12 protein-coding genes are annotated in these 12,500 nt (G+C 60.6%); 9 read left to right on the top strand and 3 right to left on the bottom strand.

Annotation, left to right across the window (positions count from 1 at the left end; translation table 11 throughout):
* Nucleotides 1-2 precede the first annotated feature (2 nt).
* The 8 genes from ispG (at nucleotide 3) to AC3WTM_RS00455 (ending at nucleotide 8,026) form a co-directional block, all read left to right on the top strand.
* Nucleotides 3-1,112, top strand: coding sequence for a flavodoxin-dependent (E)-4-hydroxy-3-methylbut-2-enyl-diphosphate synthase (gene ispG / locus AC3WTM_RS00490; RefSeq protein ID WP_003185136.1), 1,110 nt, complete (start codon nucleotides 3-5; stop codon nucleotides 1,110-1,112).
* A gap of 37 nt (nucleotides 1,113-1,149) precedes the next feature.
* Nucleotides 1,150-2,439, top strand: a complete 1,290-nt coding sequence (gene hisS / locus AC3WTM_RS00485; RefSeq protein WP_008053247.1) for a histidine--tRNA ligase — start codon at nucleotides 1,150-1,152, stop codon at nucleotides 2,437-2,439.
* A 41-nt stretch (nucleotides 2,440-2,480) separates the two neighbouring features.
* On the top strand, nucleotides 2,481-3,122 hold the full coding sequence (locus tag AC3WTM_RS00480; protein ID WP_102670189.1) for a tetratricopeptide repeat protein: 642 nt from the start codon (nucleotides 2,481-2,483) through the stop codon (nucleotides 3,120-3,122).
* Entirely contained in the window at nucleotides 3,115-4,266 is a 1,152-nt protein-coding gene (gene bamB, locus AC3WTM_RS00475) for an outer membrane protein assembly factor BamB (RefSeq protein WP_057716296.1), read from the top strand. Before AC3WTM_RS00480 ends, bamB begins: the two co-directional genes overlap by 8 nt.
* A gap of 67 nt (nucleotides 4,267-4,333) precedes the next feature.
* Nucleotides 4,334-4,519, top strand: coding sequence for a hypothetical protein (locus AC3WTM_RS00470; protein WP_139212618.1), 186 nt, complete (start codon nucleotides 4,334-4,336; stop codon nucleotides 4,517-4,519).
* The gene (gene der / locus AC3WTM_RS00465; protein WP_057716294.1) at nucleotides 4,507-5,976 is read left to right on the top strand and encodes a ribosome biogenesis GTPase Der; all 1,470 of its coding nucleotides are present in this window, start codon (nucleotides 4,507-4,509) and stop codon (nucleotides 5,974-5,976) included. Before AC3WTM_RS00470 ends, der begins: the two co-directional genes overlap by 13 nt.
* A gap of 122 nt (nucleotides 5,977-6,098) precedes the next feature.
* Nucleotides 6,099-7,247 carry a pyridoxal phosphate-dependent aminotransferase gene (locus tag AC3WTM_RS00460; RefSeq protein WP_102670188.1) on the top strand — a complete coding sequence of 383 codons (1,149 nt, stop codon included), beginning with the start codon at nucleotides 6,099-6,101 and terminating at the stop codon, nucleotides 7,245-7,247.
* Entirely contained in the window at nucleotides 7,235-8,026 is a 792-nt protein-coding gene (locus AC3WTM_RS00455; RefSeq protein ID WP_102670187.1) for an amidohydrolase, read from the top strand. The genes AC3WTM_RS00460 and AC3WTM_RS00455 overlap by 13 nt, the downstream gene beginning before the upstream one ends.
* A gap of 131 nt (nucleotides 8,027-8,157) precedes the next feature.
* On the opposite strand, the gene leuA is transcribed toward AC3WTM_RS00455, so the two are convergent.
* Nucleotides 8,158-9,837: a 2-isopropylmalate synthase gene (leuA, locus tag AC3WTM_RS00450; protein ID WP_057716291.1), complete on the bottom strand. Its 1,680-nt coding sequence runs from the start codon at nucleotides 9,835-9,837 to the stop codon at nucleotides 8,158-8,160.
* 166 nt (nucleotides 9,838-10,003) lie between these two features.
* Here leuA and AC3WTM_RS00445 point away from each other — a divergent pair, with 166 nt between their 5' ends.
* On the top strand, nucleotides 10,004-10,165 hold the full coding sequence (locus AC3WTM_RS00445) for a hypothetical protein (RefSeq protein ID WP_173677917.1): 162 nt from the start codon (nucleotides 10,004-10,006) through the stop codon (nucleotides 10,163-10,165).
* 124 nt (nucleotides 10,166-10,289) lie between these two features.
* Here AC3WTM_RS00445 and AC3WTM_RS00440 read toward each other — a convergent pair whose 3' ends face one another.
* Nucleotides 10,290-11,111 carry a peptidoglycan DD-metalloendopeptidase family protein gene (locus AC3WTM_RS00440; RefSeq protein WP_102670186.1) on the bottom strand — a complete coding sequence of 274 codons (822 nt, stop codon included), beginning with the start codon at nucleotides 11,109-11,111 and terminating at the stop codon, nucleotides 10,290-10,292.
* 3 nt (nucleotides 11,112-11,114) lie between these two features.
* A complete protein-coding gene (gene xseA, locus AC3WTM_RS00435; protein WP_102670185.1) occupies nucleotides 11,115-12,494 on the bottom strand; it encodes an exodeoxyribonuclease VII large subunit in 1,380 nt (459 codons plus the stop codon).
* Nucleotides 12,495-12,500: the final 6 nt, after the last annotated feature.

The raw sequence follows: 12,500 nt of genomic DNA, 5'->3' as shown, positions 1-12,500 counted from the left end.
TCATGCACGGCGAATCTCCAATCAAACGTCGCGAATCCCGCAAGATCTGGGTCGGTAACGTGCCTGTTGGCGGCGATGCGCCTATCGCTGTGCAGAGCATGACCAACAGCGACACCAACGATGTTGCGGCCACCGTCGCGCAGATCAATCGCCTGGAAGCGGCCGGCGTCGATATCGTGCGGGTCTCCGTACCGGACATGGACGCCGCCGAAGCCTTCGGCAAGATCAAGCAACTGGTCAAAGTACCCTTGGTTGCCGACATTCACTTCGACTACCGGATCGCTTTGCGTGTAGCCGAGCTGGGTGTCGATTGCCTGCGGATCAACCCGGGCAACATCGGTCGCGAAGATCGCGTGCGTGCGGTGGTGGATGCCGCCCGTGACCGCGGGATCCCGATCCGTATCGGCGTGAACGCCGGTTCCCTGGAAAAAGATCTGCAAAAGAAATACGGCGAGCCGACCCCGGCGGCGCTGGTCGAGTCTGCCTTGCGCCACGTCGAGCACCTTGAGCGCCTGAACTTCCAGGACTTCAAGGTCAGCGTGAAAGCCTCCGATGTGTTCATGGCCGTCGAAGCCTACCGCTTGCTGGCCAAGGAAATCGTCCAGCCGCTGCACCTGGGCATCACCGAAGCCGGTGGATTGCGTTCCGGCACGGTGAAATCTGCCGTGGGCCTCGGTATGCTGCTCGCCGAAGGGATTGGCGATACTATTCGCATCTCGTTGGCGGCCGACCCGGTCGAGGAAGTGAAAGTCGGCTACGACATTCTCAAATCCCTGCACCTGCGTTCCCGTGGCATCAACTTCATCGCCTGCCCGAGCTGCTCGCGGCAGAACTTCGATGTGGTCAAGACCATGAACGAGCTGGAAGGGCGCCTCGAGGATTTGCTGGTGCCGCTGGATGTCGCGGTTATCGGTTGCGTGGTCAATGGCCCGGGCGAAGCCAAGGAAGCCCATATCGGCTTGACCGGCGGCACGCCGAACCTGATTTACATCGACGGCAAGCCGTCGCAGAAGCTGACGAATGACAATCTGGTGGATGAGCTTGAACGCTTGATCCGCCAGAAAGCGGCCGAAAAGGTCGAAGCCGACGCTGCCGTCATTGCGCGTGGCTGAGTCCGACTGAAGAGCCGAACGAATTTAAGGATTTAATGTGAGCAAGTCTCTGCAAGCCATTCGTGGCATGAACGATATCCTGCCCGAACAGACTCCCCTGTGGCGTCATTTCGAGGGCACCGTTTCGCGTCTGCTGGATAACTACGGTTACAAGCAGATCCGCATGCCGATCGTCGAGTTCACCGAGCTGTTCAAGCGTTCCATCGGTGAAGTGACCGACATCGTCGAAAAAGAGATGTACACCTTCGACGACCGCAACGGCGACTCCCTGACCCTGCGCCCTGAAGGCACGGCGGCCTGTGTGCGCGCGGTGCTGGAGCACGGCATCACCGGCGGCGGCCAGGTTCAGAAACTCTGGTACATCGGTCCGATGTTCCGCCACGAGCGTCCGCAAAAAGGCCGTTATCGCCAGTTCCACCAGATCGGTGTCGAAGTGTTCAACCTCGACGGTCCGGACATCGACGCCGAGTTGATCGTGCTGACCTGGCGCCTGTGGGGCGAACTGGGCATCCGCGATGCGGTCAAGCTCGAGCTCAACAGCCTGGGCACCAGCGAGTCTCGCGGTCGTTATCGCGAGGCACTGGTCGAGTTCCTGTCCCGGCATCTGGACAAGCTGGACGAAGACAGCCAGCGCCGCCTGAAGACCAACCCCTTGCGGGTCCTGGACACCAAGAACGCCGAGACGCAGGCGATTCTGGTCGATGCGCCGAAAATGGCCGACTACCTCGACGAAGAATCCCGCGTGCATTTCGAGGGCCTCAAGGCTCGTCTGGACGCCGCCGGCATTCCTTATGTGATCAACCCGAAGCTGGTTCGCGGGCTGGATTACTACAGCAAGACCGTTTTCGAATGGGTCACCGACAAACTTGGCGCCCAGGGCACCGTGTGTGCCGGTGGCCGCTACGACGGTCTGGTGGAGCAGATGGGCGGCAAGCCGACCGCCGGCGTTGGCTTTGCCATGGGCATCGAACGCCTGGTGCTGTTGCTCGAAACCCTGGAGCAGATCCCGCAAGAGATCTCCCGTCAGGTCGACGTCTACCTCTGCGCCTTCGGTGAAGCCGCCGAACTGGCCGGCCTGACCCTGGCAGAGCGCGTTCGTGACCAGTTGCCTAACCTGCGTCTGCAAGTGAACGCCGGCGCCGGCAGTTTCAAAAGCCAGTTCAAGAAGGCCGACAAGAGCGGCGCGCTGTACGCGCTGATCCTCGGTGACGACGAAATGGCCCAGCAAGTGGTAGGTTTCAAACCCCTGCGTGGCCAGGGCGAACAACAAAGCATTGCCTGGGATGCGCTTGCAGCACACCTGGCCACCTGCGTCGTGCAGGGTTGAAGCTGTCTAAACAGCCGAATTAGCGATTAAGGAGTATTGGGGTGTCGAGTACCGAAGACGAACATTTGATGGAATTGAAGGAATGGTGGTCACGCAACGGTAAGCCCCTGGTCACTGGCGGCCTGTTGGCGCTGGTCATCGTGTTCGGCTGGCAGGCGTTCCAGAAGTATCAGAGCAATCAGTCGCAAGGCGCCTCGGTTCTCTATCAGCAATTGCTCGAAACCACGCTGACGCCTGACGGCAAGCCTGATGCGGCCCGTGTTTCGGACCTGGCCAGCAAGCTCAACAGCGAGTTCGGCGGCAGCGCCTATGCGCAGTACGGCAGCCTGTTCGTGGCCAAGGTAGCGGTCGACAGCGGCAAGCTGGACGACGCGGTCACCGAGCTCAAAGCCATTGTCGCCAAACCGGCCAACCCGGCGCTGGGCGAAATCGCCCGTCAGCGACTGGCCCAGGTACTCGGCGCGCAGAACAAGGCCGACGAAGCACTGAAGCTGCTCGAAGGCGATGCCGACAAGGCATTCCTGGCCACTCGCGAAGAGCTCAAGGGTGACCTGCTGGTACAGTTGGGTCGCACCGAAGAGGCGAGCGCGGCGTATCAAAGAGCCAAGGCGGCACTGTCGGATGAAGCGGCGGTCGGTGGCTTGCAAATCAAGCTGGACGACCTGGCCAAAGGGGATGCGTGACGTGATTCGTTGGAAACATGCAGCATTGCTGGCCCTGGCCATTTTGGCCGCGGGTTGCAGCAGTAACAGCAAAAAAGAACTGCCTCCGGCCGAGCTGGTCGACTTCAAGGAAGAAGTGGTTCTGCACAAGCAGTGGAGTCGTTCTATCGGTGACGGTCAGGGCGAAACCTACAACATGCTGGTTCCGGCCATCGATGGCGATACCATCTATGCTGCCGACGTCACTGGCGTGTTGATGGCGATGGACCGCAACACCGGCGACGTCAAATGGAAGAAAGACCTCGAGTTGCCTGTTTCCGGCGCCGTTGGCGTAGGTTACGGTCTGGTCACCATTGGTACGATCAAGGGTGAAATCGTTGCCCTGGACGCGATCAACGGTGAAGAAAAGTGGCGTGCGCGCGTGTCCAGCGAAGTACTGGCGCCGCCAGCCAACAACGGTGACGTCGTGGTGGTTCAGACCCAGGACGATCGTCTGATCGGCCTGGATGCCTCCACTGGTGACCGTCGCTGGATCTATGACAGCACGCCTGCGGTACTGACCCTGCGTGGTACCAGTGCGCCGATCGTGACCAACCGCCTCGCGGTGGCTGGCCTGTCGACCGGTAAAGTGGTTGCCGTGGACATCTCCAACGGCGTACCGGTGTGGGAACAGCGCGTAGCGATCCCGCAAGGTCGTTCGGAGCTGGAGCGCGTGGTCGACATCGACGGTGGCTTGCTGCTGTCGGGCGAGACGCTGTATGTCGCCAGCTATCAGGGCCGCGTTGCTGCTCTGGATCTGCAAAGCGGCCGTCAGCTCTGGCAGCGTGATGCTTCCAGCTATGCCGGTGTCGCACAGGGTTTCGGTACCGTTTATGTGACCCTGTCTTCGGGCACCGTTGAAGGCGTCGACGAGCGTTCCACCACAGCCTTGTGGAGCAACGACTCGCTGGCCCGCCGTCAACTGTCGGCTCCGGAAGTGTTCTCCAGCTATGTTGCAGTCGGTGACCTGGAAGGTTACCTGCACCTGCTGAGTCAGGTGGACGGTCGTTTCGTCGGCCGCGAGCGCATCGACAGCGACGGCCTGCGTGCCCGTCCGCTGGTGGTGGGTGACACGATTTATGTGTATGGCAACAGCGGCAAACTGGAAGCCCTGACCATTAAGTAAAGGTTTGACTATGCTTGGGGTTAACCCCCCAGGCTGCTTCACCGTTTGTAAGAGTGTAGGAGCGAGCTTGCTCGCGATGGACGTCAACGATTACGTTGGTAATCTGGATAAACGCGGTGTCTTTGCGTTTTTCGCGAGCAAGCTCGCTCCTGCAAAAAAACACACGGTGATTGCCCCGAGCACCAGCCGCTGCCTCGCAGCGGCTTTTGTATTTTCTGAAATAACGAAGTGGAGAGCCGCATGGTTCCCGTAATCGCCCTGGTGGGCCGACCGAACGTCGGCAAGTCCACCTTGTTCAACCGCCTGACCAGGACTCGTGACGCCATCGTCGGCGACTTGTCCGGTCTGACCCGTGATCGCCAGTACGGTGAGGCCAAGTGGCAAGGGCGTTCCTACATTCTGATCGACACCGGCGGTATCTCCGGTGACGAGCACGGTATGGACGAAAAAATGGCCGAGCAGTCGCTGCTGGCCATTGAAGAAGCGGATGTCGTTCTGTTCCTGGTAGATGCCAAGGCCGGTTTCACCGCCGCCGACCAGATGATCGCCGAGCATTTGCGCAAACGTAACAAGCGTTCCCACGTGGTGGCCAACAAGGTCGACAACATCGACCCGGAAATGGCCCGCGCCGAATTCGCCCCGTTGGGCATGGGCCACGCGATCCCGATCGCCGGTGCCCACGGCCGTGGTATCACCCAGTTGCTGGAAATCGCACTGAGTGACTTCCCGAAAGACGAAGACGAGCTGGAAGAAGGCGAGGAAGAAGATGTAGCCGAAGGCGAGGAAGCCAAGCGCATTCCTGGCCCAAGCGAAAAAGACGGGATCAAGATCGCCATCATCGGCCGTCCGAACGTCGGCAAGTCGACCCTGGTCAACCGCATGCTCGGGGAAGACCGGGTAATCGTCTATGACCAACCCGGCACCACCCGCGACAGTATCTACATCCCGTTCGAGCGTAACGACGAGAAGTACACGCTGATCGACACCGCCGGTGTGCGCAAGCGCGGCAAGATCCACGAAGAAGTCGAAAAGTTCTCCGTGGTCAAAACCCTGCAAGCGATCAAAGACGCCAACGTGGTGATCTTCGTGATGGACGCTCGCGAAGGCGTGGTGGATCACGACCTCAACCTGCTGGGCTTTGCCCTTGAGGCCGGTCGTGCATTGGTCATCGCGATCAACAAGTGGGACGGCATGACGCCTAGCGAGCGCGACTTCGTCAAGATCGAGTTGCAGCGTCGTCTGTTTTTCGTCGAGTTTGCCGATATTCACTTTATCTCGGCACTGCACGGCACCGGCGTGGGCAACCTCTACGCGTCGGTACAGAACTCGTTCAAGTCCGCGGTTACGCGTTGGCCGACCAGTCGCCTGACCCAGATCCTGGAAGACGCGGTCAGTGAGCACCAGCCGCCGATGGTCAACAGCCGCCGGATCAAGCTGCGTTATGCCCACCTCGGTGGCGCGAACCCGCCGATCATCGTGATCCACGGCAACCAGATCGAGAAGGTGCCGAAGTCCTACGTGCGTTACCTGGAAAACACCTACCGCCGTGTGCTGAAGCTGGTCGGTACGCCGATCCGCATCGAGTTCAAGGGTGGCGAGAACCCGTACGAAGGCAACAAGAACACGCTCACCGACCGTCAGGTCAACAAGAAGCGTCGCTTGATGTCGCACCACAAGAAGGCCGACAAGAAGCGTCGCGACAAGCGCTGATCGAGGTTTTTCCCGTGGGATGGAAAGGGCGCCAATGGCGCCCTTTTTCATGCCTGCCGTTTGGGCTATCCTCGGACTCCCCCGCGCCGCCGTAGAGCCGGGTGTAGAGCAGGGAACCACCGATGATCACCAGCAAGCTGCCGAATGTCGGCATCACTATCTTCACTCAGATGTCTCAGCTCGCGGCTCAGACCGGCGCGCTCAATCTGTCCCAGGGCTTTCCCGATTTCGCGGCCCCGCAGGCCCTGTGCGATGCGGTCGGCCGGCATATCGCCAGCGGCCATAACCAGTATTCGCCGATGACCGGGCTGCCGGTGTTGCGTCAGCAGATCGCGGCGAAGATCGCCCGCAGTTATGGCGTGCAGGTGGATGTCGATAGCGAAGTGACGGTGACTCCTGGAGCGACCGAGGCGATTTTCTGTGCCATTCAGGCGGTTATCCACAACGGTGACGAAGTCATTGTGTTTGACCCGGCATACGACAGCTACGAACCTTCGGTGGAGCTGGCAGGCGGCCGTTGCGTGCATGTGCAACTGGGCCTGAACGATTTCAGTATCGACTTCGAGAAGCTTGCTCAGGCACTGAGCCCGCGCACGCGGATGATCATTCTCAACACCCCGCACAACCCTAGCGGTGCGTTGATCAACCGTGACGAACTCGACCAGTTGGCGACGTTAATCCGTGATCGCGATATCTATGTGATCAGCGACGAAGTCTACGAACACCTGGTGTATGACGGTGTGCCTCACGTCAGCGTGCTGGCCCATGAAGAGCTGTATCAGCGTGCATTCGTTGTCAGTTCGTTCGGCAAGACTTACCACGTCACCGGCTGGAAAACCGGTTATGTGATCGCACCGCCGGCCCTGACGGCGGAATTGCGCAAGGTGCACCAGTACGTCAATTTCTGTGGTGTGACGCCGCTGCAATATGCCTTGGCCGATTTTATGGCCGAGCATCCCGAGCACGTCGAAGAGCTGCCTGCTTTCTATCAGGCCAAGCGTGATCTGTTCTGCGATCTGCTGGCGCCGTCGCGTTTCAGTTTCACCCGGGTGACCGGCACCTATTTTCAGTTGGTCGATTACTCGCAGATCCGCCCGGACCTCAATGACGTCGAGATGGCCCTGTGGATGACTCGCGAGCATGGAGTGGCCAGTATCCCGATCTCGGTGTTCTACCAGACGCCACCGGTTGGCCAGCGCCTGGTGCGGCTGTGCTTTGCCAAGCGTGAGGAGACCCTGCGTGAAGCGGCGGAAAAACTATGCGTGATCTGAGTGCGTTGCCGAAACTGACCGTTGCGCTGATCCAGACGTCCCTGGCCTGGCACGACCGCCAGGCCAACCTCGAGCATTTCGAACCGTTGCTGGAACAGGCTCGCGGCGCTGACCTGATCATTCTGCCGGAGATGTTCACTACCGGGTTCTCGATGGAGTCCGAGACCCTCGCCGAAGCGGAAAACGGGCCTACCAGCAAATGGCTGCGGGCTCAGGCTTCGAGGCTTGATGCGGTGATCACCGGTAGCGTGATCGTCCAGGCCGCCGACGGCAGTCATCGCAATCGTCTGTTGTGGGCACGCCCGGATGGCGAGGTGTGGCATTACGACAAGCGTCATCTGTTCCGCATGGCCGGTGAACATAACCACTACACCCCCGGCGAGCGCCAGGTGCAGTTCGAGCTCAAGGGCTGGCGCGTACGGCCGCTGATTTGCTACGACCTGCGCTTCCCGGTGTGGAGCCGTGACGCCCAGGACACCGACCTGCTGCTGTACACCGCCAACTGGCCCGGTGCGCGGCGCCAGCACTGGAACCGCTTGCTGCCAGCGCGGGCGATCGAGAACCTGTGCTATGTGGCGGCGGTGAACCGTATTGGCACGGATGGCAAAGGTTTTGCGTACACAGGTGACAGCCAGGTCCTGGATTTCCAGGGCGAGACGCTGCTCAGTGCCGGAGAGGCTGACGGGGTGTTCAAGGTGGTGCTGGATGCGGCGGAACTGGCGGCGTATCGCACGCGGTTTCCGGCGAATCTGGATGCCGATACCTTTGAGTTCACCTGAAACCTTTACTGCCTGACAGGGCCTCATCGCGAGCTTGCTCGCGATGAGGCCCTGTCAGGCAACACAAAACGGACAGGTAAAAAAAGACCCCAAGGTTCGCACCAAGGGGTCTTTTGCATTGCAGCAGAGACTTAAGCCGCTTTCGCTTCCGGCTGGCTCAGTGAACGGTTCAGTGCGCTGAACAGGGCCTTGAAGCTGGCGGTGGTGATGTTTTCGTCGATGCCGACGCCATGCACCGCGCGTTCGCCGTTCACTCGCAGTTCAATGTAGGCCGCAGCCTTGGCATTGGTGCCAGCGCCGATGGCGTGCTCGTTGTAATCCATGATTTCCACCGGTACCGGCAAGCCGGCCACCAGCGCCTCCAGGGCGCCGTTGCCCTTGCCGCGCCAGTGCAGGTTAGTCTCGCCCTGGCCTTGGCTGGCCACTTCCACTTCGACGGCGCTGTGACCGTTTTCTTCCTGCAGGCGATGGCTGACCAGCGCGTACGGGGTGTTGGCCTGCAAGTACTCGCTGTGCAGCAATGCGTGGATCTGCTGGGCGGTCATTTCCAGGCCCAGGCGGTCGGTTTCACGCTGCACGACCTGACTGAACTCGATCTGCATGCGACGCGGCAGGCTGATGCCGTATTCCTGTTCCAGCAGGTAGGCGATACCGCCCTTGCCCGACTGGCTGTTGACGCGGATGACCGCTTCGTAGCTGCGGCCGATGTCGGCCGGGTCGATCGGCAGGTACGGTACTTCCCACAGTGCGTCCGGTTTCTGCTGGGCAAAGCCCTTGCGGATCGCATCCTGGTGCGAGCCGGAGAACGCGGTATGCACCAGGTCGCCGACGTACGGGTGACGCGGGTGTACCTGGATCTGGTTGCACTCTTCGACGACTTTGCGTACGCCGTCGATGTCGGAGAAGTCCAGCTCAGGGTTCACGCCCTGGGTGTAGAGGTTCAATGCCACGGTCACGAGGTCGACGTTACCGGTACGCTCGCCGTTGCCGAACAGGCAGCCTTCGACACGGTCGGCGCCGGCCATCAGGCCCAGTTCGGTGGCGGCAACGCCGGTGCCACGGTCGTTGTGGGTGTGCAGGCTGATAATCACGCTGTCACGACGGTTGATGTGACGGCCAAACCATTCGATCTGGTCGGCATAGATGTTCGGCGTCGCGCATTCCACCGTGGCCGGCAGGTTGAGGATCATCTTGTGCTCGGGCGTCGGGTTCCAGACTTCGATCACCGCGTCGCAGACTTCCTTGGCGAACTCCATTTCGGTGGCGCTGAAGGTTTCCGGCGAGTATTCGAAGGTCCACTCGGTGTCCGGCTGCATGGCCGCGTATTTGACGAACAGCTTGGCGGCGTTCACGGCGATAGCCTTGACCCCGTCCTTGTCCTGGTTGAAGACAATGCGGCGGAAGGAAGGGGAGGTTGCATTGTAAAGGTGAACGATGGCTTTCTTCGCGCCGCGCAGGGATTCGAAGGTGCGCTCGATCAGGTCTTCACGGCCCTGGGTCAGCACCTGGATGGTGGTGTCGTCCGGGATGTGGTTGCCTTCGATCAGGGTGCGGACGAAGTCGAAGTCGGTTTGCGAGGCGGCCGGGAACGACGCTTCGATTTCCTTCACGCCGACCTGCACCAGGGTTTTCCAGAAACGCAGCTTCTTGACGGCGTCCATCGGTTCGATCAGCGACTGGTTGCCGTCGCGCAGGTCGGAGCTGCACCAGATCGGCGCGGCGGTGATGGTTTTCGACGGCCAGGTGCGGTCCGGAATGTCGATGGTCGGGAACGCGCGGTATTTCGAAGACGGGTCTTTGAGCATGCTCATCAGGAAATCCTTATTGTGTTGGCCGAAAAAAGGCGGCCTGCCGGTGGATCAAAAGTTCTTGGACTAACGCTTGGGACGAGGCACCACGATTCAGCCCGGCAGTCGTGCACTGACGAGGCACAGGCTGCGGTGCTGGCGGAGCTGAATGAGGGTGTGAGAGGTTTTCATGCCTTCAACCCTAACCTTGGGGGGGAAAGATGGCAAGCAGTCGAAAAAAATTGAGAGGAATACTCGTGAACAGGTATTTATCGAGATTTTATTGCTGCGATTGGCAGTGATTGTTTTGTTGCTTGCGCGAGGTTTGAACGGTGCGCAATTGATAATGTGACACTGCCGGACTGCTTTCGGTGTCTGTGATATTGCCATCGCGAGCAAGCTCGCTCCCACAGGAACAGCGCAATCCTTGTGGGAGCGGGCTTGCTCGCGATGAGGCCATCAGCCTCAACAAAAAGCTAGGGCTGAAACGCGCCAATGAAGATAGCCGGATCGACCCGCGCATCGTTCAGGCTGATGTTCCAGTGCATGTGCGGTCCGGTCGCGCGGCCGGTCGCGCCGACTTTGCCGACCACGTCACCACGGGCCAGTGGCTGCCCCACCTTCACGTCGATTTTCGACATGTGGCAGAACATGCTGATAAACCCCTGGCCATGGTCGACGAACACCGTGTTGCCATTGAAGAAATAGTTACCGATCAGGATCACCTTACCGGCGGCCGGGGTCTTGATTGGCGTACCGCCGGGTACGGCGAAGTCCAGGCCTGAGTGGGGGTTGCGCTCTTCACCGTTGAAAAAGCGCCGCACGCCGAACTTGCTCGACAGCGGCCCGTTCACCGGTTTGTCCAGCAGCAGGTTGCTCGGGGTGTTGGGGCTGAACGTGCGGTAGGCAGTAATCTGCTCAGCCAGTTCACGTTCGATGCGTTTGAGATTTTCCGGATCCGGATTGACCTGTTGGGTGTTCTTCAGGGTGATGCGCTGTTCCGGGTATTTCTTGTTGCCAACCGTAAAATTCAGATTACGGCCGCCGCTGCTGACCGATTGAACCCCCGGCTTGACCGTCAGCGGCAGGCCGACAATGGCCAGCCAGTTGTTCTGTTCCTTCACTACCAGCACCGGTTTGCCTTGATAAGTGGCTTTTGGTGCCTGGGCGGACGTGCCCAGGTCCACCACCGCAACGCCTCCCGGCACCGGTTTGTTCAACTGGCGAGTAATGTAGCTGTCGGCATGGGCGTTGAAGGTCAGGAGCAGCAATAGCAACGGAGCAAAGAAACGCGGCATGGATCAATCCAGTAAAGAAAGGGTGACGGGCGTCAGGTGATTGTCTTCGACCCGTACTTGCAGTTCGCCTTCGCCCAGTTTGGCCTTCAGGCGCTGGCCGGTATGGGTTTGCGCGGCGTTGCGGATCGCGTTGCCGCGCTCGTCCAGCAAGATGCTGTAGCCACGGCCGAGGGTCGCCAACGGGCTGACCACATGCAGTGTCTGCATCTGGCTGTGCAACTGCAGGCGACGGCTCTTCAGCCCTTCGCGGATCGCGCGTGGCAGGCGTTCGGCCAGGCTGTCGAGGCGCTGGCGAAGCATTGCCAGTTGCCGGCCCGGATGTTGTGCGGCCAATCGGGTTTCCAGGCGGATCAAGCGCTCGCGGCGAGTGTTGAGGCTGCGCTCGAATGCGCGGCGCATGCGCATGTCCAGGTCATCCAGGCGTTGCGCTTGTTGGCGCAGGCGCTCGCCGGGATGGCGCAAGCGTCGGGAAACGCCTTCCAGGCGCAGGCGGTCGCGCATCAAGCGGTCACGCATGCGCATCACCAGCCGTCGGTGCAGGCTTTCGACCCGACGCATCAGGTCGCTGGAGTCCGGTGCCAGCAATTCGGCGGCAGCGGAGGGGGTGGGCGCGCGTACGTCGGCCACGAAGTCGCTGATCGACACGTCGGTTTCATGGCCGACCGCGCTGACAATCGGCGTCACGCAAGCGTCTACGGCGCGGGCCACGGCTTCTTCGTTGAAGCACCAGAGATCTTCCAGCGAGCCACCGCCCCGGGCCAGGATCAGTGCGTCGAAACCGCGGGCATCGGCAAGTTTCAGGGCGCGGACAATCTGCGCTGTGGCTTCGCGGCCCTGTACGGCGGTAGGGATCAGGGTCAATTGCACCTGCGGTGCACGACGGCGGAACACGCTGATGATGTCGCGGATCACCGCCCCAGTGGGCGAACTGATGATGCCGATGCGTTGCGGATGCGCCGGCAACGGCACCTTGCGCTCGGCACTGAACAGGCCTTCGGCGCTGAGCTTTTCCTTGAGTGCATCGAACGCCAGGCGCAAGGCGCCATCGCCGGCCGGCTCCACGGTGTCGAGGATCAGCTGATAATCACCGCGTCCCTCGAACAGCGAGACCTTGCCACGCACCTTGACCGCCAGGCCGTCTTTCAAGGCCTGGCGAACCCGTGCCGCGTTCTGCCGGAACAACGCGCAACGCACTTGGGCGCCGCTGTCCTTGAGGGTGAAATACACGTGGCCGGAAGCCGGGCGGGCGAGGTTGGAGATTTCGCCTTCGACCCAGATGTTGCTGAACACGTCTTCAAGCAACACCCGCGCACGGCCGTTGAGCTGGCTGACGGTCAGGACTTCGCGGTCCAGGCCGAGTCTTGCAAAGGGATCTTTAATCATGGGGCG

It is taken from the genome of Pseudomonas sp. EU05-FHT14B02 (genome assembly GCF_058791055.1).
This window is presented reverse-complemented; position numbering and strand designations above follow the sequence as displayed.